A 26,800-nucleotide genomic window follows, 5' to 3' on the forward strand; every position below is an offset into this window, starting at 1 on the left:
ACACCCGAAGCCATGTTGAGAACCCTCCCCGAGCCGGCGCATCTGCCTGCGCTCGACACCCGCATGCTGCCGCCACGCCCGGCCCAGGCTCTGGGCCTGCCCGAGGGCGAGCCGCCCCGCATTCTGCTGCTGTACGGTTCGTTGAGGAAGCAGTCCTACTCGCGCCTGCTCACCGAAGAGGCGGCCCGCCTGCTGCAGTACATGGGTTGTGAGACGCGCATATTCGACCCCTCGCAGCTGCCCCAGGCGGACGCGCCGGACGCGGCCAAACACCCGGAGGTGGAAGAACTGCGCGCGCTTTCCCTGTGGTCGGAAGGCCATGTCTGGTGCAGCCCGGAACGCCACGGCGCCATCACCGCGGTGATCAAGAATCAGATCGACCACATTCCGCTCAGCCTGGGCGCCAGTCGCCCCACCCAGGGGCGCACACTGGCGGTGATGCAGGTGAGCGGCGGCTCGCAATCCTTCAATGCGGTCAACACCTTGCGTCTGCTGGGCCGGTGGATGCGCATGATCACCATCCCCAATCAGTCCTCGGTCGCCAAGGCCTGGCAGGAGTTTGACGGCCAGGGCCGCATGAAACCCTCGGCCTACTACGAACGCGTCGTCGACGTCATGGAGGAACTGGTGCGCTTCACGCTCCTCACTCGCCCGCACCGGGACACCCTCACGGATCGATACAGCGAACGTGTGGAACAACACGCTTCGGCAGCGGCGGCTGCCGCCGGAGCGCGGCTATGAGCGGGTTCGAGCGCTGGCTCAGTCTGTGGGTGGCCGCATGCATGGTGACGGGCGCCATGCTCGGAGAGGCTTTTCCCACCGCCTTTGTGGCCCTGGGACGCCTCGAGGTCGCCCAGGTCAATCTTCCCGTGGGGCTGCTCATCTGGGCCATGATCATCCCCATGCTGATGAAGGTCGATTTCAGCAGCCTGGCCGGCGTTCGAGGCCACTGGCGGGGTTTTTCCATCACATTATTGGTGAACTGGGCGATCAAGCCCTTTCTGATGGCGGCACTGGCGTGGCTGTGTATTCGTGTTTTATTCGACCAGTGGCTACCGGCTGAACAGCTCGACGGTTACATCGCGGGGCTGATCCTACTCGCTGCCGCTCCGTGCACGGCGATGGTCTTTGTCTGGAGTCACCTCGTGGGCGGTGACGCGAATTTCACGCTGACACAGGTCGCTCTGAACGACGCCATCATGCTGATCGCCTTTGCGCCCCTGGTTGCCCTGCTGCTTGGGGTCACCAATGTGCCAGTGCCGTGGGGCACGCTGTGGCTGTCGGTCGTGCTCTACATCGTGTTGCCTTTGCTCGTCGCCCAGGCCATGCGCGGCGCCTTGCTGCGGCGATCTACAGCGCATTTCGACACCGTGGTGTCGAAGCTCACCCCCTTTTCAACGCTGGCGTTGCTCGCCACCCTGGTGCTGCTGTTTGGTTTTCAGGGGCCGCAGATACTCAGCCAGCCGCTGATCATTGCGCTGTTGGCAGTGCCGATTCTGCTGCAGGGAAGCATCACCTTCGGCCTTGCCTACCTCGCCAATCGTGCGGTCGGTGAGCGTCATGACATCGCGGGCCCCAGCTGCCTGATTGGTGCCAGCAATTTCTTTGAACTGGCCGTTGCGACGGCCATCGCCCTCTACGGTCTGGACAGTGGGGCAGCCCTGGCGACTGTGGTGGGTGTGCTGGTGGAGGTCCCGCTGATGCTGGCCCTGGTCGCAATCGTCACGCGGTCACGCCGCTGGTATGCAGGCGCATCTAGTGAGCGGCACCGGGCAGCAGACGACGGTGCTCCACCATGATGCAGCGGTCCTGCACCACATCGATCCCCGCTTCAGCGAGACGGCCCGCAACAGCGTCGTTGACGATGCCCTGCTGGAACCAGACCGCGCGAGGCCGAAGCTGTAACAGATCCGCTTCGTGCTCGGGTAATTGCTCCGAGCGCCGGAAGACATTGACGATGTCAACCGGTGGCAGCGCGGACAGACTGGGCACGATGGGTTCACCGAGTATCTCGATGGGCCGCGGCTCGTGCACCGGCACCGGGAACAGCCGATATCCCGCTTCCTGCAGATAGCGCGGCACGTAATAGGCCGGCCGTTGGCGGTGGCTGTCTCCGCGAGCGCCCAGCACGGCGATCCGACGCGCCTCAGCAAGCAGACCGGCAAGGCCGCATCTGCCTCGAGGAAGTGACGATTCACACTCACACGCCGCCTCGCATCTCTTGCTCCACGCCAGCCGGAAATGCACCGCTAAGGTGCACACGCATCAAAAAGTGGCGTTGCCGGCGAAGCAGCTCCGGAAACAACCCACCATTTGATTGGTTTTACCATGCCTTGCACCAAAAAAGTGCATACCCGTCAACTGACAGACACGGATGGATCGCCCACATCGTTGCGGGAGACCAGAATGAAGTCCTCGTTGTACACACTGCGCGGATGCGTAACGTGCAATTTGATGATGGGCTGCTCGTGTCCGTCACGTAGCTGGCGTTCGTCTTCGGTACCATCCGCCACTTCATCACGGCACCAGAGCGAGGGGCTGGGCGGTTCGGCCTGCACGACGACATCGTAGTCGGCGCCCTCATGACGCGCCACCAGATCGCAGACTGCAAGGATGAAGCGCGCATCCTCGCTGCGCTCGCATTGGGCGATGGGGCCGTCTTCATCCTTCAGGGTGCGTCCGTCCGCATCCAACTCCCACTTGGCAATCGCGGCGCGCCCGCGTAACCAATGGAGGTAGGGCATGCCTTCCGGTCCGATGGTCAGTTCACTCATAGCTTCCTTCCTCAATTTCAATTACTTCGGCATCTGACCATCTGCTGCAACGGCAAGTGCCCTTTCCACGCTTATCAATAGTGTCGCGGCTATAATGCGTTCCTGCCACCGTTTTCTGGGAATTGCCGTGTCTGCAGCCAACGATCAACAATTCATGGGTACCGCGCTGGGCGTCATGGGAGCACTGGTTGTCATAACCATCCTCATCATCGCTGCCGCCAATGTCATCGGGGGAGACGACAGCGAGGGTCTGCGCCCAGCCGAAGTGGACAAGGTGCAGCAGCGCATCCAGCCCCTGGCCATCGTCGCTACCGACGAATCCCAGCTGCCGCAACCGAAGCCGGTTGAAACCGCAAGCAGAGGACTCGATCTCTCTGCCGCCGAAGTCTATGACCTCGCCTGCGGCGCCTGTCATAACGCTGGCACGCTCAACGCGCCGAAGATGGGCGATGCCGACGAGTGGCAGGCCCGGCTGGATGAAAAGGGCTTAGACACGCTTGTCGACCACGCTATCAATGGTTTCAACCAGATGCCGGCCCGTGGTGGCAACTCCGACCTCAGTGACGACAACGTGCGCGAAGCGGTGGAGTACATGCTGGAAGAATCCGGCGTGTAACGAAAGCTTCAAGTGACTGATTTACAAAGGGCGTGCCAAGATGGCACGCCCTTTGCTTTTGGAGGGGCAGGTCCAGATCCGCGCCTCCAGGCTGCCGAGGCAACGGTCAGGTCCTTTCCTTAACGTTAGAAATTTGGAGAGGCTTACTCATGATGACTTTCAAGCGAATCGCAGCAATCACCGCGTTGGGCACCGCCACGCTCGCACCCGGCCTAGCCAGTGCGGACCTCAGCGGCAACGCGGGTGTGATGAGCCAATACTTGTTCCGCGGTCTCGCGCAGTCTGACGGTGCGTCCGTCTACGGCGGCCTGGACTACTCCGCTGATTCCGGCTTCTACGTTGGTACCTGGGCGGCCACGGTGAACTTCGGCGGTACGCCGAACCTGGGCGACAACGGCAGCACCGGCGCCGAAGTGGACGTGTACGCCGGTTTCTCCGGTGGCGATTCCATCACCTATGACATCGGCGCGATCTACTATTGGTACAGCGAAGAAGACGAGCTGGACCAGCCGGATCCGTCCTACAACACGATCGAGCTCTATGGCTCGCTGGGCTTCGGCCCGGTCGCCCTGTCGGGCTACTTTGCCCCGGACACCTACTTCGGCGCCGATGATTCGGCCTACGGTGTCTACGCTTCCGGCAGCTTCCCGCTGACCGACGTCCTCGCCTTCGACGCGGCCGTGGGCCTGAACGGCGGCAAGGGCAACGAAGCCTTCACCCCGGATGGCGATTCCTACATCGAGTACAACCTCGGCGTGTCCGCGGGCCTCGAGAACGGCTTCGGCTTCGGCTTCAGCTTCGTCGCCACCGACATCGACGACGACGATCCCAAGCTGATCGTGGATGCCAGCTACAGCTTTGACCTGATGTAAGGCAAGCAGTACTTGCTGGTACTTCAAGGGCCGCCCCTCGGGGCGGTCCTTTTTTATGCACACCCGTGCGCGAGGACAGCTTCGCTCAGGCCCGCGTCGCCGGTTCCCGGTACTGCACGGCCTCGGAGATGTGCGCAGGCATCACCACAGGCTCGCCAGCCAGATCGGCAACGGTGCGGGCCACGCGTAGGGTGCGATGGTAGGCGCGCATGGAAAGATCGAGCCGTTCCATCGCGCTAAGCAGCAGATCCATGGCCTGACGCGAGACTGACAGCGACTCCAGTTCACGGGCACTCAATGCCGCATTCAACTTGCCCTGCCGCTGCTGCTGCCCCTCGCGCGCAGCTGCGACCCGTGCCCGGATGGCCTCGCTGCATTCACCACGCGGCTTGTTGGAAGAGGTTCCGCCGACCAGGTCTTCCACCGGCACCCGCGGTACAGAGACATGGAGGTCGATGCGGTCGAGCACCGGTCCGGAAATGCGCGACCGATAGCGCGCGATTTGCTCGGGCGTGCAACCACATTCCCGAGCTGTGTCGCCGAGATAGCCGCACGGACAGGGATTCATGGCGGCGATCAACTGGAAGCGAGCGGGAAATTCGCAACTGCGCGCGGCCCGGGAAATGCTGATCCGCCCCGTTTCCAGGGGCTCCCGCAGCACCTCTATGGCATCGCGTCGCCATTCGGGCAGCTCATCCAGGAATAGTGCACCAAAATGGCTCAGACTGATCTCACCCGGGCGTGGAACGCTGCCTCTGTAAATTCGCGAAGATACTTGTACTGAAAAGCAAAATTGGCGTACTTTTGATCGTAGCTAGTGAGACTGGTGTGCAAAGTAGTTGAGACTATGTTGCAAATTACGCGAAGTAGGTGAGACTGCATTAGCAGGCGAACATCCCACCCCTTGGAGAGGCCGCGTCAGGTGCCAGCGAGACAAATCCCCAGGAACTATCGAAATGTGACGGGCCGTGTGTCGATCGCCTGCATGGGACGCTCCGTCGCCTTTGAGTCACCCCTTGAAAGAGATTTCTACGTCCTCCTCGATTTCGACGAAGCGGTGCTCTCGGTAGAAGAGCAACCGCTCCAGGTCACCTTCACGAGGTCCGACGGGTCAGAGGGCACATACACGCCCGACGCGCTAGTCCACTTCGTGCCAGAAGCCCGGCGCGCCCCAGAACTCTATGAAATCAAGACGCGCCAGGACTTGCGCGAGCATTGGAGCGACTTGCGGCCACGGTTTGCCGCAGCTATTGCGCTTTGCCGAGACAGGGGGTGGAAATTTCGCATCCGCACAGAGCTCGGTATACGAACGCGGCACTTGGCGAATGTGAAGTTCCTGCGACGGTGGCGCTTCCATCCGGTCAATGACATTGAAGCGCAGCGGGTCTTGAATCAGGTGCGTTCGTGTGTTGACCCGAGCATCAATGAACTTCTCAGCAGCCTGTCGCCTTGGCCAGGTGGGCAAGGAGCGCTCGCTGCGACTATTTGGCACCTCGTTGCCACGCGCAGACTCAAAACAGACCTTTCACTCCCTCTCGGCCCCGACACCCGCCTCAGAGTCGCAGCCCCCCAACTAGACGCCGAGCCCCATGAGCGCGAGGTGGCGGTATGACGAAATTCTTTTCGCTTTCGCCCGGCGACAAGGTCCTGTCTGAAGGGTGCGAATACGAGATATCGCATGTCCTGGACTGCAACGCTGTCGTGGGTATCAGCACCGAAACAGGGCACCGTGACATCCTTCGCGTATCGACTCTGACAGCTGCGAGAGATGGGGCAAACGCGGTTGATCCAATCAGCCTCTCTGACATTCCCGACCATCGCTGGGAGCAGGCGCGATTCCGCCACGAGGTTATCCGTCCACTCTTGGGGCGGACGAATAGAACCCGCTCGGAAGTCGAATCAATCGCACGAAAGCACAATGTTGGTGCATCTTCGATTTATCGCTGGCTCAGCCTCTTCGAAGACACCGGGACGCTCCTGTCCTTGGTGCCCCAAGAGCGGTCTGGTGGATACGATAAGCCCAGGATCTCGGCTGAAGCCGAAGCGATCATTAAGCACCACATTGAGCATTCCTACCTCACCACCCAAAAACCCTCACCTAGCTTCATCTGCGAAGAGGTGCTGCGCTCCTGTAAGCAGGCTGGCATTAAGCCGCCGCATCCCAGCACAATCCGCAAGCGCATCTCGCGCGTTTCCGCGAGGGTAAAAGCCGAGCGCCGAGGCGACCGGAGAGCCTCAGAGCGCATGGAGGCAACCCCGGGAACCTTTCCGGATGCGCACTGGCCGTTGCAGGTGGTCCAAATTGACCACACGCCTGTCGACCTCATGGTGGTTGACGACACGCACCGGCAATCGATCGGGCGACCTTGGATCACTGTCGCGATTGATGTGTACAGCCGCATGGTGACGGGCTTTCTTGTGACGCTCGACCCGCCCAGCGCGCTTTCCGTTGGCCTGGTGATTGCACAATCAATGCTCCCGAAGGACCAGTGGTTAGCCGAACGGGAACTGGATCTGGAGTGGCCTGTATGGGGAAAGCCAGACTCCATCCACGCCGACAATGGGGCGGACTTTCGCTGTGCTGCGGTGACCAAGGGGTGTGAGAACCAGCTGATCGACATCCACTGGCGCCCAGTCAAAAAACCAAGGTTTGGCGCTCACATTGAGCGCTTGCTCGGCACGATCGCGAGGAGGATGAAGAATCTTGAGGGCGCAACCTTTTCAAATGTGAACGAGCGAGGCGACTACGATTCCGATGCCCGCGCCCAATTCACCTTGCGAGAGCTTGAGCAGTGGCTCGCACATTTCCTATTGGGTGAGTACCACAACAAGCGGCATTCCGGCTTGGGAATTCCGCCGCTAAAGAAATTTCAAGACGGCATCCTCGGCTCGAAGGACACGCTCGCAGCGGGCCTGCCCGCCAAGCCAGCCGACCCAAGATCACTACAGATCGACTTCCTCCCGATTACGTACCGAACTGTTCAATCGACTGGCATATCGCTAGAGGGCATCAGATATTTTGGTGAGGCGCTCCGGAAGTGGGTTGGTGTCGTCGACACTTCGAGCGGAAAGTCCCGAAAGTTCGAGGTTCGGTATGACCCGCGCAACATGGCGCGAGTGTTGTTCTGGGATCCAGATTCAGAGACATACCACGACATTCCAACCGCCAATTTGTCCCGCGCTCACGTAAGCCTTTGGGAGATTCGGGCCGCGCGAAGGAAGCTCCTCAAGGAAGGCAAGCCCGTCAACGAGGCCGCCATATTCAAGTCCATTGATGAAATGGAGCGCATCCAAGTGGGGGCCGCGAAGAAGACCAAATCGGCGCGACGGTCAGTTCAGCGCCGCGCCGCCCACAAGGAATCGACTCGGCCACCCCCTTCGCCGCCACCAAGACCACACAGTAATCAAGGCACGGATATAACCGCTGGTGCCGGCATGCCCCCCACGGACTTGGCCGAACTAGAAGTCGGCGCGTACGACCATGAATGGGACTAAAGCGTTTCCGCACTTGCACGACCATGCAAGGGAGGCCCTACAGCTGGGCAAACAGGAAAGGATCCGAAAAGCGCATGCACTCCCCTGGATCAACTATCCAGCCGCTGAGACGTTGCATCTCGACCTGGAGCACCTCCTGACGCTCCCTGCCTCGCACAGACCGCCCTGCCGGGCGCTTCTGGCAGCCCCGAACAATGGCAAGACGCGGCTGCTGAGACGGTTCGCAAAGAAGCACGCCCCTCCAGAAGAGCCGTCCATGGATGACGAGCCGCTAGAGGTCCCTGTTGTCTTGATCGAAGCACTCGATGGACCGCACGAACGGCAATTCTTCAATCAGGTGATCGATGCTTTTGGAGTGCCATTCCGGCCAGATGACAACATTCATCGCCTTCGCTACAAGGCGGAGCGACTGCTCACGTATTTCAAGACACGAGTGCTGCTCATCGATGAGTTCCACGTGATCGCGAGCGGGACCCCGGCAGCGCAGCGCAACCTGCTCAATATCCTGAAGAACCTCAGCTCCCGCAGACGCATGAGCATCGTGGTGTCTGGCGTCCAGGAGGCGACGGCAGCCCTGGCCATCGACACTCAATTCTCGAGCAGATTTCGACCCGTGCACCTCCCATTGTGGGGAGGCAATGCTTGGCGCCGACTGGCTCACAGTATCGAAGGGCATTTGCCGTTTCCGGAACCGTCACATTTGGCCGAACCCAGATTCGCGGAGCGATTGCTCTTCGAGGCGGAGAGCACGATCGGCGGGCTGATCGACCTGCTGGCAGACATGACGCACTGGGCGATCATGCGCGATCAGCCAAAGCTGACAATGGAAACCATCGAACAATGCGGCTGGATCAAGCCATCTGAGCGAATCAGGACTGCTTCGGCGGCATTCTTCTAGTTCGATGATTGGAGGAACCGTTGCGAGGGTTCCACCCCTCTCTGGCGAGCTCACCTCAAGCTGGCTGTTCAGGCTTGCGCAGGCGCACGGGGAAACGCCACACGGCCTTGCGAAATTCATTTGGGGCGAAGGCTCTCCCTGGACGCGCGACCTTGATCGGAGCTTGAGCAACAAGCAACTGGATGCGATTGCGCGTTTCGCACGCACGCACGCATCCAGGGCGACGGACACGTCGCTCCTTGCCGCGGAAAGCCAATCCGCAGGGGACGACCGGAAACGCGCCATAGCACCCGGTATTCTCGCTGTCGGCGTGCACCACAGAACGCGCCGACTCCATGGCCAACAGGTATGCCCCGACTGTCTCTCACAAGATAAGGCGCCCCATTTGCGGCGCACGTGGCGGCTCGCGTTCGTCTTCGCCTGCGTGCGACATGACCGCCTGCTGCGAGACGCATGTTCGGCATGCGATAGCCCAATAAGCGCGTATCGGCCCTCAGATGTGCCGCTAACGCATTGCGGCGAATGCGGCACCTCGTTGACCCGCGGAGAGAGGGTGCGCTGCGACCCGACGACCATTTCAACGCAGAAGCAGCTCCTACAGGCGCTGCACACGAATAGATTCATGAGTGGGGCACTGAACGCGCCATTCGCAGACTGGCTTGCCGGACTGCGCGTGATGTTTGGCGCAGCTGCGCGCGACAACGGAACACCCGGCCTCTGGCAGGACGACGCCGCGACATTGGTCGGCCGGGGCCCACAACACCCGCAACTGGAGAAATCCCGGGTCGAGAGGCGGGCGCAAGGCCTTCGTGCCGTCGTTTCGCTATCAACTGAGTGGCCGAACAGGTTCATATTGAGGGCTCGGCAATGCGACCTCACCCAAGGAATGGTGATCCACCCTCGGCGCTCTGGTGTCCCGACATGGCTGGCTGAAGTCGTGCGCGCTGAGCTTCGACCCTCGCGAAAGCGCGTGAAGAAGATCTACAAGCCTCCCAAGCAACGCGCGAATAAGCGCAAGGCACTCGCCCATCCGGATGCTTCCAAGCGGATTAGCGAGCGCCTGGATCGCGTGCTCGGAGCACGGTCGAGATGAGCCGCGTCGAATCGGTGACCTCTGGATCTACGCCTATAGGGAAAAGCCATTGCGGTTGCTGTGGTCGCCCCATGAAAAAGGCCACACGCGTGCACGGTGGCGTTCGCTTCTGCGCAGCGTGTTACAAGCGCGAGTTCCAGCGCGTTGCCTGCGCAAGTTGCGGCAACACAGCGCGAATACATCGGTCTCAGGAGAGCGGCCTTTGCGGGCCGTGTTCAAGGATCAACCGCAAGTGCTTGCGTTGCGGGCGCGATACTCCTCGTGCGGCACTTCGCGTGGGCGAGGGGGTGGTTTGCAAGCAGTGCCGAAAGCACTACCCGGGCGGGAAAACTGCGCCATCGTGGAACAACCGCCGAACATGCTCGGGATGCTACAAATATCGGCGCGTCGCGCGTTACACGCAGCATGGGCGACCGCTATGTCCCCTATGCTCGGAAGTCGATCGGAGCGACGATCTGAAGCGCGCGGGGAACGACTATTGGATATCGGAAGTCGCCGAACGGCAGCTTAAGGCTCGCCAGAGGCTCGCAGCACCGTGGGCGCGTGAACTCTTTGACATGTTTGTTGAGCAGAAGATCGGCGAAATCGCGGCAAAGCCGCTCGCGGCTCGCCTCAACAACTTCGTCACAGACTTTGCGCAACTCGAGTCCAGGTTCGAGCACATCAGGGAAATAGACTCGAAGAAGCTATTAGAGCGCTATACGCCCGAAGAGTTGCGCGGCTCTCAAGCCGTCATGGCGTATCTGGCGGGACTCGGGATACGCACTCCCACAACCAGCGAAGTCAGCGAAGCTGCAGAAGAAAGAAAGATTGACACGCTACTGCAACGCGTCGCCAGCGAGCCGTGGTGGCCGACGCTCCGGGCCTTTGCCGATGAACTGAAAAGACCCAACCACAGAGGCGCGTTTCGATCGACGCGCACGCGGAAGAGCTACCTCCAAGCCGCGACGGGATTGCTGCAGCACACAGCAACGAAGCCGCTTGATCAACGAGCAATCACAAGCTACCTCCGACGATGCCCAGGCCAGCGTAACGCTTTAATGCCCTTCGTTGGGCACTTGCGCCGAAATGGACATAGCGTTGAGTTGAAGCCAACACGCGCTCGTGAGGCGGCCACATCACGCAATGCGGCAGACGCAGCGATCAGGCAGCTTCTGGAGGTGCTTGACACTACTAACAACTTTGCCGATGCGCGCGCCGCAATGGCTGGAGTATTGGTTGGGCTTACCGGCCTGCCGCTGGAGCAAGTCGTCAGGCTTGGCGTACGAGCAATCGAACCCACAGGGTATGACGCTTACTTCTTTCGGACAGAAAGCGCCGCCATTGCTCTCGACCAGCGGCTTACTCACGCACTTACCAATTACCTGTCCCTAAGAGACGGAGCCAAAGCAGCTCACAGTCATCACCTCTTCCCAGGCAATAGCCTGCACCGGAGCGTGGCCGCTGCAACTGTTTCTGCGAGACTTTCCCGCTTGGGGGCTTCTGCACGCTTACTAGCATCAAGCTAGACCTGCAATGCATCAAGTAACCGGCTTGACCGGCTCCCAGAAAACTGGTCCGACCAGAAGTAGAGGATTCGGTCATGCTGGCCCTGTTGGGATGAGGGAGACATGGCATGAAGAAGTCGCGATTTACCGAGGAGCAGGTTGCCTACGCGCTGAAGCAGGCGGAGCTGGGCATGGCGGTAGGCGAGGTCTGCCGCAAGATGGGGATATCCGAGGCAACCTTCTATAGCTGGCGCAAGAAGTTCGGTGGTCTCGGACCATCTGAGCTCAAGCGGCTCCGGCTGCTCGAAGAGGAGAACCGGGAGCTCAAGCAGCTGGTCGCGGATCTCAGCCTGGACAAGGCCATGCTGCAGGACGTCGTTGCAAAAAAGCTCTTAGGCCCGCCAGGAAGCGCGAGCTGGTGGGTCGGTTGCAAGAGCGATATGGAGTCAGCGAGCGGCGCGGCTGCTCGGTGATGCGTCTGGCGCGGTCGGTGTGCCGCTACGAGGCGAAGCCACGAAACTGCGCGGCCCTGCGCGGTCGCATCCGAGACATTGCGGCAACGCGCTGGTGGAAAGCTTCAATGGCCTGCTCCGGCAGGAGTGTCTGAACGAGCATTGGTTCTTGTCACTGGCCGACGCCCGGTGCAAGATCGAGCAGTGGCGATGCTTCTATAACGAGGGACGACGCCACTCTGCCCTCGGATGGAAGACGCCAGCGGAGTTCGCCCGCGAATACAGGGCCCGAGCGGGTTTCGCCGCATCTCAGGAGGCCGATTTTTCCACTATCGGTCGGACCTGATTCTGGGAGCCGGTCAAGAAGCCATCTTCTCAAGTTTCGGATGGACTCAGAATCGGCGGGCAGGTCATCATCAAGGTGCTGGACGCCATGATCGCCAAGCATCAGATGACCGATACCCTCAAGGCCATGGAGGGCTGAGAAACACGATCAAGGAAGTTTCGTGCTGCGCCAAAACAAACCCCGCCAAGGCGGGGTTTGCGGATCGTGTTGCTGCTTTTCAGTCGATGTATTGGACGTCTCGTACCTTGCCACGCTCTATCTCAAAGACAATATCGCCCAGTTGGTGGCCACTCTCTACTCTCTTGACGATTACCCCATCTGCACTTAGTTCATTGCCAAGCGCAATAACTCGGGACTCATCTTTTCCGCGCCAGTCTCGGCGCAGGATCACCATCGCCAAGTCGCTCCTATCTGCGAGACGTTTCGTTTCCGACCTAGAGTTATCGAGTGCGGCTCCGGCATTAAGTAGCAGCACCATCGAGAAGATCGCCCCAAGTGCTACTAATCCGAGTAAAAACCAAGGCAGCCATTTGATCATCTCAGCCCCGCACCTAATGCGTCACGAGCGAACGTGGTGCAGGTGTTAAAATTCCACGGCATCCAACTATATGGCGCGCGATTCGGCTCATTCATTCGGTTCTCAGCGAAATCGTTGATCCGATCCGCGTCAGCATCGGCTTCGCAGCTTGTCTCAGCCTCGGTGCCGTTTCCGATGCGGTTCAGTGCTTCCTGGAGTCGTGCCCAAGATTCGGGCGTAGGCTGACCGCCCGGCCCAATATCTAAGTCGGGAATCGTCCTTCGCCGTACGTTGCCAAAGTCGCTTTCGTAACGGCCATATTCGTAGTATCTGGTGCGACCTTGATCGTCATAGGACACCACGCCGGCGTGAGTAAGCGGGACTTTGGTGTTTGTCCCTGGAATCGTGATCGGATACCCCGGAAAGCCGACATAACATCCGGCCAGGCCCCATGGATCAATGAAGTTTAGGGGGTTCTGCCCTACATACCCGTAGGTGTTCAGCCCCCCCACTAAACCGATAGGATCACTGGTAATATACCGGCCCAGATCAGGGTCATAATACCGATGCCAGTTGTAATTCAGTCCAGATTCTTCATCGTGGTACTGCCCAGGAAAGCGCAACGCGTATTTCGCTTCTACAAATTGACCATCAGGCGATCCGTCCGGGTTGGCATCGCCAAAAGCCAAGGCATCCCACGCCCAAACAGGTCGAGAATTATAGTTATCAATCTGTCGCGGTGCGTTTCTCCAATCGGAGTGCATATAGTATGCAACATACGGCCGAAGCACCGCCATTGGATACCCTCCTATGTATACCGTTTCCTGCTCCAACCTTCCATTAGAGTCATACTCACCGTCTAAGCGTCCACTCTCATCATAGGTGAACAGCCGAACTCCTGCTTGCGAAGTTTTTCTTTGTCGCTGCCCCAATCCATTGTAAGTAGCTGAGAGCAGCACTTCTGCTGGGTTTGCCATGTTCTTAACATGCGCTAGCCGGTTTGCAGCATTATATGCGTAGACCCGTTCTCCACCAGTGAGACTCGATCCGTTTGGATCATAAGTGACAGCCTCAGAATTGACGCTCAAGATTCTATTGCTGGCAGGATCAATTGAATAGGAGGTAGAAATATCCCCCTTACGCATTGTAGTGCGGTTACCATTCAGGTCATAAGTAAATGTCTGCTCAAAACCGTTCCCTATTATTGATGAAATCCGATCTGATTGAGACTCGTACTGAATTTCGTAGGAGCCACTCAGCGCACTCTCATTCCCATAGGTGTATCCCACTACACGTGAAGCGGTATCGTAACGGATCTCACTGTGGATAGAGTCCTCGACGATTCTGCCATTTAGGTCAAACGTTCTTGAATGCGTAGTGCCGTCATAGGAAGTCCATGACTCAAGCATTCCAAAGGGGGAATAGGTAAGGTTAGTCGCTATCGTGTAGCCATTGACAGCGACTGAGCGGATACTCCCCTTGCTCGAAGTGTAGCTCAGGACTTTGCCGCTCGGGCGCACTACTTGCTTCAGAGAGCCTGTAGCTGTGTCATAAGCATATTGGGTGACGAGCGAGGTCCCGCCCACAGTGACCACTGTCTTTACCACCCGGCCGAGTCCATCATACTTCCAATCCGTTACTCCAGCTTCATCGACCATTCGGGTCAACTTTCCAATACCCTTCCCATGGTCTGGATCCGTTAAATCATAAACGAAGGCTTCTGCCCCCCCGTCAGCGTAAGTAACGCGAACTATTCTACCTAAGGCATCATATTGAAATTCCGTCTCTTGCCCTTTGGCGTCCTTCCGCTTCAGCAGATTTCCCGCCGAGTCGTGCATCAAGTTAAGGCTGAGCCCTGCGTCAGGGCTGTCAGTTGCTAGAAGATCTCCCAAGGAATTACTGGAATAGGTGGTTTTCAACCCACGAGGATCAGTTACTGATAAGAGATCGTCAAGTTCGTTATATTCTAGCTGTACTTCTGCTCCATCGGGCAACGTAACGCTCGACTCAAGATTAAGACGTGTGTATTGACGTGTAGTGACGCGACCTAGGGGATCCGTAACACTAGCAAGGTTGCCTTCTGCATCGTAGTCAAAAGCAGTCACTTCTCCACCATAAGCGCCCGAGCTGGCAACAATCCTACCAAGCGCATCGTACTCGGCTTTTTGCAAGCCAATTAGCTGATCTTGTGCGTTTCGGATATCCGTTTGTACACGGTTCCCGGCGGCGTCTCGTTCAAACTCAACGCGATTGCCGTCGGCATCCGTAACTTCCAAGAACTCGCCTAGCAGGTTGTATTCGAATACAAACTCCTTCCCGCTTGGCTGGAGCCATCGGTGAAGCTCGCCGGTGGGGTGATAAGTGTATTCTGTCTTCAACCCTTCGATCTCTATCGACGCTACTCCACCTTTGGCGTTGTATGAGACGACCGTAGCGGTTCCATTAGGATCGGTAATTTGGGTAGGCTGTCCGGGCCCTATATATCCGCTATAACTTGTGACATGACCGAGAGGGTTCGTTACTTGAGCAAGCTGCCCGGAACTGGGTGCTTCTCCACCAATGGGGTGGTATGCGTACGTTGTAATGTCAGCGACATCGTCCCTGGGGCCGTCTACGCTGACTAGGCGGTTGTTCTCATCGTATGAATAGTGCCACTCGCGGACACGCCCGCCCGAAGAGTCAGTAACAGAACGAGCTACTAGGTTTCGATACTGGTCGTACGAAAGCTCTACGATTCTCCCTCCACGTTCAATTCGGACCGGTGTATCAAAATCAGCGTGCCACCCGATGGTTGTCACCCTCGCCTCTGGGGTTGCAGCTGCTTCCACGATTTGTGTCACGAGATTCCGGTCCAGGTCGTAGTTGTATTGAGTCTGCGTCCCCCCAAAACTTATCTCACTGATCACCTTTCCGTCTGGGCTGAAAATTCGCTCAGAGGTTCTGTTGGAGCAATCTCCGCAAGGGGTCGTAATACGTTCTAGGAGCGGACCTCTCACAGTATTCCTATAAGCGTACTCTTGCACATTGCCATTCGGCTGGCTCACACGCATCATTTGGTCGCTTAGGTATTCGATTGACGTTGTCCGCAAACCGTTTCCCTCTGCAACCTCTATGACCCTACCATTATCATCGTACTTCCACTCATAGCGCTTATTTCCACTCTCATCAATCATTGAGCGTAGTTTTGCGCGGGGTATCAAAACACCCCCTCCAGCATCCAGTGGTTCGCTTGCTACGTACTCGTATTCCAGAGTATCACCAGCGCGGTCAATGACGCGCGAGAGATTGCAGTTTGAGTCGTATTCATAATGGGTTTCGCCACCATTTGGATGAACGAGGCCGGTGATTGCCGGGCAGCGCTCCGCATCGAAGCGATAACTAAATTCTTCTCCTAGATCACTCTTGAACGTCACAGTCCCTTTAGTCGTGCTCCCTGACTCCATTTTCGAAGACTGCGTTAAGACCCTACCGTTACTGAGCTCGTGGGAAATTAGTGTGCGTCCGTCTTCAGCAAACCTTGTTACAGAGCCGTCACGAGAGGTCAAAACATAGCGTGCCCCGTCAGGCGCAACAGGTTCCAGATATTCCATTTTGTCGCTAACACTGGAGTCAGCATAATACTCGCCGACTTGACCCAGCAACCGATAAAATGTGGTGTGCCGACTATCCGGCCAAATGACATCTACTGTCTCATTCATCGCCACTACGTCACCGCTTTCGGCGTCAGCAATTGTGCGTGTAGTCCGAAGCCCGAAAACTGGATAATGTTGCCCAATCTTCCATCGCGATTCTCGTGAATCCAAGACTCTCGGAGGCGAGAGGAAATCCTCGTGAAAGCTCAGCCCGTCGTTCTCCCGCAGAACAACGTTGCCGGAAATAATTTCGACCGTTCCTGCCGCTGCGTTGTGCGAGTTCGTGAAGCAATCCGGGTCTGCGTTTTTTTCTAGCAGTATTGAGGCTTTATAGTCGCCAACCCCACTATAGTTTGGGCCAGTCACTGTCGCCACGATTGAGATTTCATGCATCTCTTCAGTGGTCATATCCGGACTAGTAATAATTGTTATTTCTAGGCCTCTTTTGGGGAAAGCGGTGCAGCCGTTATATTCAATTCTTTTCGGCTCCAAGGTTACTGTAGCGCCTACCGGAACAGACGACTCATCCAACGCAAATTCCATGACCGTGCCAAGCGGAGCGCAAGCTAACTCTGGCCTATAGGTGACAGTATCTCCCTGGAATATCGTACAAAGATACATTTCATTTCCGTAATAGCTACAAGAAGGCCGGTTAGGGTCCCCATTATCCACCACGTAGGGCACCCCTGGCTCACTACTAGCGCTGCGAAAGCGAACCTCACCCACATCAGCTGAAGGGGCCTGAACCAATGCATTTTCATGAACTTCGTTAGCCAGTCCGTTTGTTAGAATTTTTGAGTATATTGCGTTTGCATTTGGGTCTCCGGAATGCTCTTCAGCTGCCTCGTCAAAACGTGAACACCCGGATAGCATGAAAATTGGCGCCAAGAAAATAAGAAAGAAGACCGCGTGCAAGCAGCACTTTTCACGGTTCAGTCGGTGCAATGCGGATGAAACGGACATTTTGGTCACCTATGGCGGAAGAGTTGAGCAGGTGTATCGCGTGGAGTTGGAAGGTCAGGTGCGATAACAATAGGTGCGAAAATCCGCGTCCGAGAGGCGGGCATGACCCAGAGGTACGGCATAGCTGACAAGTGGTTCAGGCTTCGTGTCAGGCCGATTAAGCACCGTTTTGAAAGTTGGTGGTTCGTGAGTTGCTCAACTGCTGAAGTGGCACGCATTCGTTTGTCGTTACGCGCGGGAGCCTCGATTTCCTCATGAGAATCCGTGCATAACTTTTGTTGCGTGTCCTTCCAGCCGATTCTCGGTCCATCTGAAACTTGAGAAGATGGCCTCTGCACACGGAGCAGAGGCAGATTAGGAAGAGTCGATTCAGTGAAGGGCAGATGGTGCGCATCTTGCGGGAGACGGATGTCCGCCCGGTCAGTGAGGTCGCCAAAAAGCACGGAGTAAGCGAGCAGACGTTGTATTCGTGGCGCAAGCGCTTTGGCGGGCTGGAGACAGCGGATGTGGAGCGGCTTCGAGCTGTGGAGGCAGAAAACGCGCGCCTGAAGCGCCTACTGGCTGAGCGCGACCTGGAGGTCGACGCACTCAAGGACATCGCCAAGGGAAAATTCTAGGCGCGCCCGCACGCCGACGGGCCGTGCAGCACGCGGTCCGACTCGGTGTGTGACAGAGGCGAGCGGGCGCGCTGCTTGCCGTTGCGAGATCCACCTTGCGTTACGAGTCGGTTCTGGAGAAGCGAGTTGCCCCGGCCATCGCTGTCATGCGCGAGCTGGCCGTCCAGTACCCGCGCTACGGCTACCGGCGCATTCGAATATTCCTTGCCAGAGAAGGTCATCCGATGAGCGTCGTGCGCTGCCACCGGCTCTGGTACAAGGCCGGCCTCCAGGTGCCCCGCAAGCGGCCGAGGAAGCGCGTGGCTGTTTCTCGTCCCAAGCCACTGACACCCAGCATGCGCAACCAGGTCTGGGCCTATGATTTCGTCTTCGATGCCTGTGCCAAGGGCCCGAAGCTCAAATGCCTGACGATCATCGACGAATACACCCGCGAGTGCCTGGCCATCGACGTGGCCGGCTCTATCCGCTCCGCACGGGTCGTCGATGTGCTGAGCCGGTTGATCAACCAGCATGGCGCACCGCAGATCATTCGATCGGACAATGGGCCTGAATTCGTGTCGCGCGCCGTCCTGCAAGAATCAACGACTCCAAGGTCGATACGGCGCACAGCAAACCCGGCAAGCCATGGCAGACCGGCACGGACAAGAGTTTCAACGGCAAGCTACGTGACGAATGTCTGTCGATGGAGTGGTTCCGCTCCCGCACCGAAGCCCGGGTCATCATCGAAGCATGGCGTCGTCATTACAACGCCGTCCGCCCGCATTCAAGCCTTGGCTACCCAACACCAAACGGGTACAAAGCCACTCTCAGCAGCAACCACCAACCGGAGGCCGGATTCCTTGAATCAGTGGTCAGATAAAGGCAGGCAGGTCAATACCATAACCAGTCACCCTAGCTCCCCCTGACAAATACGCACAACCAAGGACCGGGACAGGATTTGTCATGCGCATTGCCGTTTACTTTCGTACGAGCGCCGTGGGGGGTTAACTTCACCCCGTACGAGAAGTGATTATGCAATCCAACCTATCACCCTGAGAAAATTGCGGGATATCGATAGTATTGCCAATAGCCCCAAAATCAGCCCCTGTCAGATTCGTCAATGCGTTGCAAGTAAAGCTGAAAATCTGGGGGTGGTTGTTGTTCTGCATCTTGCGCAACCGCCAGCTCGGCTAAGGCATATCGTACAAGTGCCTTTCGGACCCTAACGCGGCGGGCGGCCGCTCCCTGCATTAATTCGTCACGGATAAGCATCTGTTGATCAGCTGACAACTGTGGGTGAGGGCACAGGACTAGATCGACGAACTTGTCCCAATCGATATCCGCAGGCGGGACGCGCTCTATAGTGACGCACTCGGCGCGGCTTAAGCGGGCGAGATTGAAATCACGGTGCTCATCCGAATGCTCATCGAATGCACGCAGGTGCCAGCGGCGGCTGGCAAAGACGAACGCTTTCGGGTGCAGGACACGGGCGACCCCCTTCGGGTGCGTCATGGAGCGGTAAACGACCTGCAGCGCGGCTGACTCTCGAAGCGCCTTCTGAATTTCTCGGAAATGCGCCGGCTCGATGGCGGTGAAATCATGGGCGACATACTCGACAGCTAGATCCTGGCATGAAGGGGCCGCGACACGAAAGTATGCCTCGGTAGTCAGTTCAGTGAACTGCGGCGAGAAATCGCTGCTGGGACAGTAACGACCGCGCCCGTCGCCCGACATCGACTGAATGTTGCGAGGGTGCATTTCTCGGTAAGCGCCGATAAGCCGTGACGCGCTGACATTGGTGACCCCCAAGTGGCGTCGCAGACGCTCGTTGGTCAGCAGTCCTTCAAAGCCGAGCACCAGCTCCATGAAGGCGAACTGCTCCTCCCGCTTTGCGTGCTTTGGATATGCGCTCAAACTGCCACCTTTTTTACTCTTAACATCTATGATAACTTATCATCAATGTAAATTCCCGGGTGCGCGTGGCCGACGAATCCGTCAACCTCTTTGATCGCATCCCCGAGCGGCTTTTTCGCCCGCTGGGGGCGACGGATCATGTGCGGCGTTACTGGGCGATGCTCTGTCACCTTTATGACGATTTTTTCGCGCCAGGCGCGGCGCCCCCGGAAGGTGATGGCTGGTCGCAGCGCAAAGTTATCGCTTCACTGGAGCACTTCCTACAACGCTGGGAGGACCGTCATGGCGCAGACGGCGAAGAGTCGGGTGCGCCGCTGAATATCAGAGCCAGCGACTCCTTGCGGTACTTGGTGGAGACGGACTGGCTTGCCTTCGATCAAGTCGGCTTCCTGCAGTTCGTCATCATGCGGCCAACGGTGCAGAGCCTGTTCGAGCTTCTGCGGAATTTTTCTGAGCAGGGGCCGGACTTCATTAGCGGACGCGTTCAGTCGATTCGCAACAACCTTCGGCAGGTCAAAGCCGACCCGCGTGACAATGCTGCGGTTTTTCCCGTGGCCGCCAAGGAGTGCGCGGCGATGTTGCAAATGCTCAATACGACGCGCATGCGCGTTCGAGAGGCGAGTGACCATTTGCGAGAAATGGATTCCACCCCCGCCTTTCTTGAACACTTCTTCGGTGACTATATCGCCAGTCTCTACATTGGCGATTACGCGGACCTGTTTTCAAGGAATCATCCATTGACCGCGCGCTGGGACATCATCGAGCTGGTTGCCGATATCACCGAACTTCCGGATAGTCGCGCAGCGCTACGGCAGTGGTACCAGAAGAATTACCGCTGCAAGGACCAGAGTGCGGCCGACCAACTGATCGACCGTGACACCGAGAGCGTTCAAGCGCTGCGCAAGGTCGACCGCTTGCTCTCTCAATTGCAAGACGCCGTTACGCGCGCGAATGACGAAGCCTTGGGGTATCTGAACTACCAAGTGCGATCGCAAGGGGATTTCTCCTCCTGGGTTGGGCAAGCCATCGATGCTCTTGTTCGCGCCGATGATGCAGGCGACGGCGCCCTGTCGGTTCCCCTCGGCTGGTCAGCTGGCCGCTTGCTTAGCAACGAAGGTCTACGCCTTCCTGCGGGCAAACCCAAAGAACGCACGAAAGCCGTCATTCGCAAGCGCGCCCTGTCACCCGAACAACAGGTCCGCCGCTACCTCCGACAGATCATGCGCGGGAATCGCGAGGTTTCCGATGAGCGCATCCTGCGCTACATCGATCGACACCTGCCACAGGAAGGCTCTGTGACGACCAGTGAGCTTGCGGTGGAGTCCATCAACGATCTTTGCATTCTTGCCAGCTTTAGTCGGCTCGGTTTGCTTGCGGTTCGCGCAGAAGCTCGCGCACAGGGAAAACCGGGCCGCCATCGCCCTTTGACTGTGGCGGGTGGGCGTATCGTCATTGAGCCGACGGGTCGACGTTTTGGCAACGCCTATCTCGAGGCGCCAGAAGTACGCATTCACCGCATTAACCAGAGGAAGTAGCTGTGCCAAAGACGTGGAATCTGCTCGTCGAGGGGCAAACGCAGTACGGAGAAGTCGACTTCCAACGCGCTGCCATGCGCTTATTCAACGAGCAGGTCCTATACCAGTCGAATCCGCAGCAACGCACAGATTACGACCTGGTGGTGAGGTATCTGCGGGAGTTTCAAGAGGCCCTATGGCTGTTCGGCTGCGTTCTCGATCATAACGAGGCAGCACGCTATGTTGCAGCGGTCCCCAAAATTCCAGAGGGGCACAAGATCGGTTTGAAGCAATCACTTCTCGCTCTTGTTCTAGCTCAGTTATACGACCACCACATGGGTCGGGGCACGCTGGACAAAGGTGTCGCTGGTGTGAGCATGTCGGAACTTGCCGCCGCCTATAAGGCGGCCACCCAACGCGATCTTTCACTGAAGCCACAAAACGAGATCATGGGGCTGCTGGATGACATGAAGCGATGGGGTATAGCGCGGGCCGCAAAAACGGAGGAATTCGGCGAACCCACTTGGTATGTGGAGATTCTCCCGGGCATTCAAAGCCTTATTAACCAGGCCTCCCTTGCTCGCCTCAAGGCGCACGCCGAAGCGCTCTATGAACCCGATTCACAGACGGCTGGAACGGAGGGCATCAACGCCAACAACGCGGAGGCCGCGGCATGAAAGCACTTCAACGTGTCGTTCTTGTCCAGTATTACCTGCACGAGGAGTATGACGTCGAAATAGAAGGGTCTACGGCGTTTCTGGGTCCCAACGGGTCAGGCAAGTCTTCCACGCTAGATGCGATTCAGATCGCAATGCTTGGCGGGAACCAGCGACACCTGCGGTTCAATACGCAATCGGTCTCTAGCAAGAATCGCCGCACGCTCGCGGGTTACTGCCTCGGCCTGCTCCGGAGCCCCGACGAGGGCGGCGAGATTATTGGCCGTGCCCGTGACGTAGCACGAACCTATATTGCCCTGGTCTTTGGCGATGGAACACCGGATGGCGTGCTCTCCGCCGGTCTCTGTATGGAAGCCGACATAGAGACAGGGGAACACGAAAACCAAGGACTCTTCGTTCTTCCTGGGCAAGAGCTCTGTGCCGCCGACTGCATTGAGCGCATGGGCGATGAGCGCTGCCCAATTGCCTATTCGGACTTTAAGGAGCAGCGACGCGCGCATGCGCAAGCAGCGGGTCGCACGCCCACCTTCACCGACAAGTCCAGTGAGTACGTGCGAGAGCTTCTCTACGCTCTGAGCGGCCAGCATATGCCAGACCCTGACCGGTTCATGACCTCGTTCGTGAAATCGATGACGCTCAAGAACGTCGACTCCGTCGATCAGTTTGTGCGCAATCATGTGATCGAGCCGAACCCGGTGAAGATCGACGCGTTCCGAAAGCAGGTCGAGCAATTCGTACAATTGCGCAACATGATCCAGGAAACCAAAGCCCGCCTTTCTCGTCTGCAGGGGATATTGGGCGACTTCAGCCGCGCGCGTTCGGCCGAGCGCCGTCTGGCGGCTCTGGATGCGATCAAGGCCATCTTCGACCATGAGAATCTATCTGAACAAATCGATAACGTCGGCGAGCGAATCAACACCCTGCGCGATCAAAGCTCGAAGGCCACCGCGCAGGTAAAGAAAGACGAGCAGCGACTGCAAGCCAAGCGTGGGGAGCGCGAAACACTCAAAGCGCACCTGGATAGTGACGCCAGCGAGCAAGAGCGGCGACACCTGATGGAAAAGATCAGTTCGCAAGAGGCGATCATCCATGCCTATCAAGAGCCTGCGGTTAATCGCGCTAACCGCTTGATCAACGCCCTTCGCGCTGCCATCGACGATTTGGATTTGCGCGACGCGCGCTCCACAATCCACGAAACGCTGCGTGCCCTGACAGGCGCGCGCGAATCCAATGACCCTGGCGCCACCCTCGGCGCCTTGCGCCATCGATCAGACAGCTTCAGCGACATTCAGAAGGCGGTAAAAGCATTGGTCGATCGCCTGAACCGCGATAAGGACCGAGCCGCCCAGGAGCGCGACAATACGCGGGCTACGATCCAGGTCATCGGCAACACTGGCCGCATGATGAACGATGGGGCCGTGTTCTTACACGGCCTCCTGGAGCGCCACGGCATAGACAGTCAGCCCGTATCCGCTTTGGCTCGCATCACTGACCAGAGCTGGGCGCCTGCGATCGAACGCTACCTCGGTGACGACCGCGATGCGCTGGTTGTACTCGATGGGGACACGCGAGAGGCCGTGCGCATTCTCAGGGAAGCACGGCAACGCGGCGGGCAATGCAAAGGCGCGGCCATCGTGCAGCCCGCGCATTTGCAGCGCGTCGATATATCACCGAGAAGTGCAGACTATGTGCTCGGTGTATTGGATGCCGATAACGAGACCGCGCGCCGCTTCCTTTGGAATCGCTTCGGTTCCATGCGGCTCGTCAGCACCGAAGAGGAACTTGAGCGCTTCGCTCGCGCGCTTACGCAAGACGGCATGCTCAGCCAAAACGGCTTGACCAAATCCATCGGCACCGTCTCGAAGAATGATTTGCGCATTGGCCATGCCGCCACCGACACCGCCTCACTCACCCAACACGTGCTTGAGCTGGAAAACAAGATTGCCGCCATTGATAAACGCGTCCGGCCGCTCGATGAGTTGCTATCCGTGCTGTCCGCCTTTGCGCTCGACGGCGACCAAGATGCCGCCAGAAAAATCGAAGCTGTGGCATCGGATGTAGATCGACTCAAGAGCGAGCTTGAGCGGCTCGACGTATCTCATCTGGATGAGGTGCGCGAAGCCGTGGAGACATTGGATAAGGAAATTGAGGTGTGCCACGAGGATTACCTAAAGACCCTCCGCCTAGAAGGCGGACTCGACGAACAGATAAAAGCCGCGGAGCGAGAGCACGCCAATCTTGCGTCGCAAGTTGATGGCCTGCTCCAGAAGGAGCGGGAAGCGCGCGATAACCCGTTGATCGACCCGACCCAACTGGATGAAATCAAGGACGAGATCGAACGCACGGCGGACTCCTATGAGAAGCGATTGGAGGGGGTAGACAGCCGCGTAGAAAACAATCGCTCTCGCCTAAAGAGCGCGCACGAGAACGCTTCTCTCGCCTTGAGCCAGTACATCAGCGACCACCGCCTTGACGTTCAGTTGCAGGCAATGGGTTGGCACGAACGATACGACTGGGCCGGCAACGAGAAGGACAAGCTGCAGAATACCGATCTGGCGAACTACGAGGCCCAAGCGGAGGTCGCGCGCAAGGCGTCAGAAGACACGCTGCGCTCAGATATAGCGATGTCTCTCAATGACCGCTTCAACGAGATGGAGCTGGAACGAAGAGAGCGCAACAAGATCCTGGATGCCTGCCCTGCGTTTACGGGTGGTGAGCGATATCGCTTCACCGTCACGGTGGTTCCGCACTATAAGGAGCTGGTGGACTACATCAAGTACATCGCGAAGAACGATCAGCAGTACGCCTTGTTGGGAGATAACGCCAGTGAAGTCAATAAGGCGCTGAGCGATCTTGTCGAGGCGGCCGCTGAATCGAGCAACGCGGAGGCCGTCCTCGATTACCGCCAATTCTTCACCTACGATCTGGACATCATAGTGGACGGCCATCGGGTCGACCGCATGAGCAACCGTCAAGGCGCAGGCTCGAATGGCGAGCATATTGCGCCAATGTACATTGCTGCCGGCGCGGCGCTTGCCAAAGCATACCGTCTGCACAACCGTAAAGGCGAACAAGCCGCGATGGGGGTGATGTGCCTCGATGAGGCCTTCCACGGAATGGACACCACGAATGCCGTCGCCACCGCCCGGTTCCTACAGAGCCTCGGCATGCAACTGATCATGGCCGGCCCCGAACTCGAACGCACCAAATTGCAGCCAATCACCCAAACCATTTACGACCTAGATCGGGAGGGCACAGACCTTCTGATGGAACGGACGCGCCTCAAGCCGGCGGCCAACGCATTGATGGTCAGCGACTTCCCCTCCGAAAACCCGGCAATAGAGCAGGAGGCATATCAGCAGCTGGGTCTCACGCCGCCGACCGAAGAACAAGACGACGCCGTGCGCGTTCAACTGTGAATTCAGGCTGTAAGTCATGCGATGAAACTGTTCGTCGCTTATTGCGGCGTTGCGCCAATCGCGTATTCCAAACCGGCACGCTCGATCATGAGTGCGTTTTATCGCACCAAACGATCGGGTTTCCCGCAACCAATGCCAGTCTTCCTGAGTATTACGCTCTGGAACGCTTCGCAGACAGACAGGAGTATCACGCTCGAGCGAGGTTATATGCCGGCCATGGCGCCATTGCGCTGTCGTGGGACCCGTCTGCAGGCGATGCAGGTCAGCTGGCGCGTGTCGAACTAAAAGACCCCAAGGCCGCGGCCGCAATCCTCGGCCAGCCCCTACCATGGGAGATAGCGCAAAAGGCGATCCAGCAAGTGAAAGCGTTGCAGGCGGACCAACTGCCAACAACGCGCGCCTTGATGGATGCGTGGCGCTACGGAAAATCAGCGGGCGGCATTCCGGCGGAAAAGGCGGATCAAATTTCTGACGCTATTCGCGTGATCAAAGAGACCAAGCGACTCAACACGGAGAAGCATGATGCGCTACTCCGTCGCGTTAGTGCGGACTTGTTCAATGACACAAAGCGCATCGAATCACTCGCGCGCCCGCTTGCGCTCCTTCTGGAGGAACCGGACCCTGATGAACCTGAGTCCGTCTTCGCTCGCCTTGGACTCGTGAAGCACCCGCAAACGATGCTATTGCATTGCACTTCCGAGGCCTTGCTGTCGATCAATGGGCAACACATCAAAGCGGTACAGCCCTATATAGGCTTTGCACCTACGACACTGACTGAAGTACGTGGCGGCCCGATCCAATGCGTGATATCCATCGAAAACCTATCAAGCTTCAACGAGGCTGCATTCGCGGACAACAATTGCGGCCTCGTGGCAATCTACACTGCGGGTCACCCTTCCCCTTCGCTGTTAGACGCCTATCAGAAGATCCTACGGAGCCTGAAGCCCGCTTCAGTGCTGCATTGGGGAGACGTTGATCTTGGAGGATTTCGCATTGCTTCACGTATAGCGGAGCGTGCCGCTATGGAGGGGTACCGCTTGGATTTGTGGGGGATGTGCAGCACCGATTACCACGGTATTGGTGTCACCGCCGATCCAGGCAAACTAACCGCCATTCATCGCATCTGCGAACGCCACGGCTGGACATCAGAATCACAGTCACTGAACGAGTGGGGACTCTTCCATGAGCAGGAGGCGATGGAGTGGCGATCGCCAAAGTGAACTGGCGGATGCGTATATGTCCTATCCCGTTCTAACCGTTGCAGACATAGAACCCCAGTAGTACACGGACCCGGGGCACAGCGACCGCGATAGCAGGTCAGCGCGGGCCCTCCGCGGGTGTCTCCCTCAAGTGACACAGTCAAGCAAGTTTCTGCCCCCCCCCCCCCCAGCCAGCAAGGTAGTCCATCGGACGAGAGGAAGACCAATTTGGCACTAGCCGAACATCGCTGTACTGAGAGCATGATTAAGAAGGTTGAATGGCTACAGGCCCGAACTATTTCACCCTTACATCTCCAAACGCTGGAACCATTGCCA

Annotated in this window: 20 protein-coding genes and 2 pseudogenes; 16 read left to right on the plus strand and 6 right to left on the minus strand. The window is 57.9% G+C overall.

Annotation, left to right across the window (positions count from 1 at the left end):
• Window positions 1-12 precede the first annotated feature (12 nt).
• Together arsH and arsB are read left to right on the plus strand one after the other, a co-directional pair.
• The gene (gene arsH, locus ACOOFO_RS00300; RefSeq protein ID WP_420427696.1) at window positions 13-741 is read left to right on the plus strand and encodes an arsenical resistance protein ArsH; all 729 of its coding nucleotides are present in this window, start codon (window positions 13-15) and stop codon (window positions 739-741) included.
• Window positions 738-1,799, plus strand: a complete 1,062-nt coding sequence (arsB, locus tag ACOOFO_RS00305; RefSeq protein WP_420427697.1) for an ACR3 family arsenite efflux transporter — start codon at window positions 738-740, stop codon at window positions 1,797-1,799. The genes arsH and arsB overlap by 4 nt, the downstream gene beginning before the upstream one ends.
• Here arsB and ACOOFO_RS00310 read toward each other — a convergent pair.
• Window positions 1,756-2,130, minus strand: a complete 375-nt coding sequence (locus ACOOFO_RS00310; RefSeq protein ID WP_420427698.1) for a CoA-binding protein — start codon at window positions 2,128-2,130, stop codon at window positions 1,756-1,758. The two genes, arsB and ACOOFO_RS00310, sit on opposite strands and share 44 nt — an antisense overlap.
• A gap of 227 nt (window positions 2,131-2,357) precedes the next feature.
• Window positions 2,358-2,774, minus strand: a complete 417-nt coding sequence (locus tag ACOOFO_RS00315) for a hypothetical protein (RefSeq protein WP_420427699.1) — start codon at window positions 2,772-2,774, stop codon at window positions 2,358-2,360.
• 127 nt (window positions 2,775-2,901) lie between these two features.
• Between ACOOFO_RS00315 and ACOOFO_RS00320 the strand changes: the two genes are divergently transcribed.
• Window positions 2,902-3,390: a c-type cytochrome gene (locus tag ACOOFO_RS00320; RefSeq protein ID WP_420427700.1), complete on the plus strand. Its 489-nt coding sequence runs from the start codon at window positions 2,902-2,904 to the stop codon at window positions 3,388-3,390.
• Between the two features lie 149 nt (window positions 3,391-3,539).
• Window positions 3,540-4,262, plus strand: a complete 723-nt coding sequence (locus ACOOFO_RS00325; RefSeq protein ID WP_420427701.1) for a TorF family putative porin — start codon at window positions 3,540-3,542, stop codon at window positions 4,260-4,262.
• 85 nt (window positions 4,263-4,347) lie between these two features.
• Here the strand turns inward: ACOOFO_RS00325 and ACOOFO_RS00330 are convergent, their stop codons facing one another.
• Window positions 4,348-5,025, minus strand: coding sequence for an ATP-binding protein (locus tag ACOOFO_RS00330; RefSeq protein ID WP_420429810.1), 678 nt, complete (start codon window positions 5,023-5,025; stop codon window positions 4,348-4,350).
• Between the two features lie 222 nt (window positions 5,026-5,247).
• On the opposite strand from ACOOFO_RS00330, the gene ACOOFO_RS00335 reads away from it, so the two are divergent.
• The 7 genes and pseudogenes from ACOOFO_RS00335 (at window position 5,248) to ACOOFO_RS00365 (ending at window position 12,033) form a co-directional block, all read left to right on the plus strand.
• Window positions 5,248-5,874 (plus strand): TnsA endonuclease N-terminal domain-containing protein, encoded by a 627-nt coding sequence (locus ACOOFO_RS00335; RefSeq protein ID WP_420427702.1) that lies wholly within the window; start codon window positions 5,248-5,250, stop codon window positions 5,872-5,874.
• Window positions 5,871-7,757 carry a Mu transposase C-terminal domain-containing protein gene (locus tag ACOOFO_RS00340; RefSeq protein WP_420427703.1) on the plus strand — a complete coding sequence of 629 codons (1,887 nt, stop codon included), beginning with the start codon at window positions 5,871-5,873 and terminating at the stop codon, window positions 7,755-7,757. Before ACOOFO_RS00335 ends, ACOOFO_RS00340 begins: the two co-directional genes overlap by 4 nt.
• On the plus strand, window positions 7,744-8,655 hold the full coding sequence (locus tag ACOOFO_RS00345) for a TniB family NTP-binding protein (protein WP_420427704.1): 912 nt from the start codon (window positions 7,744-7,746) through the stop codon (window positions 8,653-8,655). Before ACOOFO_RS00340 ends, ACOOFO_RS00345 begins: the two co-directional genes overlap by 14 nt.
• A 4-nt stretch (window positions 8,656-8,659) precedes the next feature.
• Window positions 8,660-9,748 (plus strand): TniQ family protein, encoded by a 1,089-nt coding sequence (locus ACOOFO_RS00350; RefSeq protein ID WP_420427705.1) that lies wholly within the window; start codon window positions 8,660-8,662, stop codon window positions 9,746-9,748.
• Between the two features lie 557 nt (window positions 9,749-10,305).
• A complete protein-coding gene (locus ACOOFO_RS00355; RefSeq protein WP_420427706.1) occupies window positions 10,306-11,256 on the plus strand; it encodes a hypothetical protein in 951 nt (316 codons plus the stop codon).
• Window positions 11,257-11,363: 107 nt separating this feature from the next.
• Window positions 11,364-11,800, plus strand: a pseudogene (locus ACOOFO_RS00360) (transposase); the annotation flags it as partial.
• Between the two features lie 2 nt (window positions 11,801-11,802).
• Complete coding sequence (locus ACOOFO_RS00365) at window positions 11,803-12,033, plus strand: integrase core domain-containing protein (RefSeq protein ID WP_420427707.1); 231 nt, start codon at window positions 11,803-11,805, stop codon at window positions 12,031-12,033.
• Window positions 12,034-12,250: 217 nt separating this feature from the next.
• Here ACOOFO_RS00365 and ACOOFO_RS00370 read toward each other — a convergent pair whose 3' ends face one another.
• Together ACOOFO_RS00370 and ACOOFO_RS00375 are read right to left on the minus strand one after the other, a co-directional pair.
• Window positions 12,251-12,571 (minus strand): hypothetical protein, encoded by a 321-nt coding sequence (locus ACOOFO_RS00370; protein WP_420427708.1) that lies wholly within the window; start codon window positions 12,569-12,571, stop codon window positions 12,251-12,253.
• On the minus strand, window positions 12,568-17,145 hold the full coding sequence (locus tag ACOOFO_RS00375) for an RHS repeat-associated core domain-containing protein (protein WP_420427709.1): 4,578 nt from the start codon (window positions 17,143-17,145) through the stop codon (window positions 12,568-12,570). The genes ACOOFO_RS00370 and ACOOFO_RS00375 overlap by 4 nt, the downstream gene beginning before the upstream one ends.
• Before the next feature lie 353 nt (window positions 17,146-17,498).
• Between ACOOFO_RS00375 and ACOOFO_RS00380 the strand changes: the two are divergent.
• Window positions 17,499-18,621: pseudogene (locus ACOOFO_RS00380) on the plus strand (IS3 family transposase).
• A gap of 218 nt (window positions 18,622-18,839) precedes the next feature.
• On the opposite strand, the gene ACOOFO_RS00385 reads toward ACOOFO_RS00380, so the two are convergent.
• Complete coding sequence (locus ACOOFO_RS00385) at window positions 18,840-19,607, minus strand: WYL domain-containing protein (protein ID WP_420427710.1); 768 nt, start codon at window positions 19,605-19,607, stop codon at window positions 18,840-18,842.
• Between the two features lie 113 nt (window positions 19,608-19,720).
• On the opposite strand from ACOOFO_RS00385, the gene ACOOFO_RS00390 reads away from it, so the two are divergent.
• From ACOOFO_RS00390 to ACOOFO_RS00405, 4 genes are read left to right on the plus strand one after another with little or no spacing between them, the layout of a single operon-like run.
• Window positions 19,721-21,190: a Wadjet anti-phage system protein JetA family protein gene (locus ACOOFO_RS00390; protein ID WP_420427711.1), complete on the plus strand. Its 1,470-nt coding sequence runs from the start codon at window positions 19,721-19,723 to the stop codon at window positions 21,188-21,190.
• Between the two features lie 2 nt (window positions 21,191-21,192).
• Window positions 21,193-21,846, plus strand: a complete 654-nt coding sequence (locus tag ACOOFO_RS00395; RefSeq protein WP_420427712.1) for a DUF4194 domain-containing protein — start codon at window positions 21,193-21,195, stop codon at window positions 21,844-21,846.
• Window positions 21,843-25,265: an SbcC/MukB-like Walker B domain-containing protein gene (locus tag ACOOFO_RS00400; RefSeq protein ID WP_420427713.1), complete on the plus strand. Its 3,423-nt coding sequence runs from the start codon at window positions 21,843-21,845 to the stop codon at window positions 25,263-25,265. The genes ACOOFO_RS00395 and ACOOFO_RS00400 overlap by 4 nt, the downstream gene beginning before the upstream one ends.
• On the plus strand, window positions 25,262-26,485 hold the full coding sequence (locus ACOOFO_RS00405; RefSeq protein ID WP_420427714.1) for a Wadjet anti-phage system protein JetD domain-containing protein: 1,224 nt from the start codon (window positions 25,262-25,264) through the stop codon (window positions 26,483-26,485). The genes ACOOFO_RS00400 and ACOOFO_RS00405 overlap by 4 nt, the downstream gene beginning before the upstream one ends.
• Window positions 26,486-26,800: the final 315 nt, after the last annotated feature.

It is taken from the genome of Algiphilus sp. (assembly GCF_965216485.1).
GTDB lineage: Bacteria > Pseudomonadota > Gammaproteobacteria > Nevskiales > Nevskiaceae > Algiphilus.

Coding starts and splice junctions, on each gene's coding strand:
- arsH (WP_420427696.1), top strand. CDS start 13: ATGTTGAGAACCCTCCCCGAGCCGGCGCATCTGCCTGCGCTCGACACC.
- arsB (WP_420427697.1), top strand. CDS start 738: ATGAGCGGGTTCGAGCGCTGGCTCAGTCTGTGGGTGGCCGCATGCATG.
- ACOOFO_RS00315 (WP_420427699.1), bottom strand. CDS start 2,774: ATGAGTGAACTGACCATCGGACCGGAAGGCATGCCCTACCTCCATTGG.
- ACOOFO_RS00325 (WP_420427701.1), top strand. CDS start 3,540: ATGATGACTTTCAAGCGAATCGCAGCAATCACCGCGTTGGGCACCGCC.
- ACOOFO_RS00335 (WP_420427702.1), top strand. CDS start 5,248: ATGGGACGCTCCGTCGCCTTTGAGTCACCCCTTGAAAGAGATTTCTAC.
- ACOOFO_RS00340 (WP_420427703.1), top strand. CDS start 5,871: ATGACGAAATTCTTTTCGCTTTCGCCCGGCGACAAGGTCCTGTCTGAA.
- ACOOFO_RS00345 (WP_420427704.1), top strand. CDS start 7,744: ATGAATGGGACTAAAGCGTTTCCGCACTTGCACGACCATGCAAGGGAG.
- ACOOFO_RS00350 (WP_420427705.1), top strand. CDS start 8,660: ATGATTGGAGGAACCGTTGCGAGGGTTCCACCCCTCTCTGGCGAGCTC.
- ACOOFO_RS00355 (WP_420427706.1), top strand. CDS start 10,306: ATGTTTGTTGAGCAGAAGATCGGCGAAATCGCGGCAAAGCCGCTCGCG.
- ACOOFO_RS00370 (WP_420427708.1), bottom strand. CDS start 12,571: ATGATCAAATGGCTGCCTTGGTTTTTACTCGGATTAGTAGCACTTGGG.
- ACOOFO_RS00375 (WP_420427709.1), bottom strand. CDS start 17,145: ATGTCCGTTTCATCCGCATTGCACCGACTGAACCGTGAAAAGTGCTGC.
- ACOOFO_RS00385 (WP_420427710.1), bottom strand. CDS start 19,607: ATGGAGCTGGTGCTCGGCTTTGAAGGACTGCTGACCAACGAGCGTCTG.
- ACOOFO_RS00400 (WP_420427713.1), top strand. CDS start 21,843: ATGAAAGCACTTCAACGTGTCGTTCTTGTCCAGTATTACCTGCACGAG.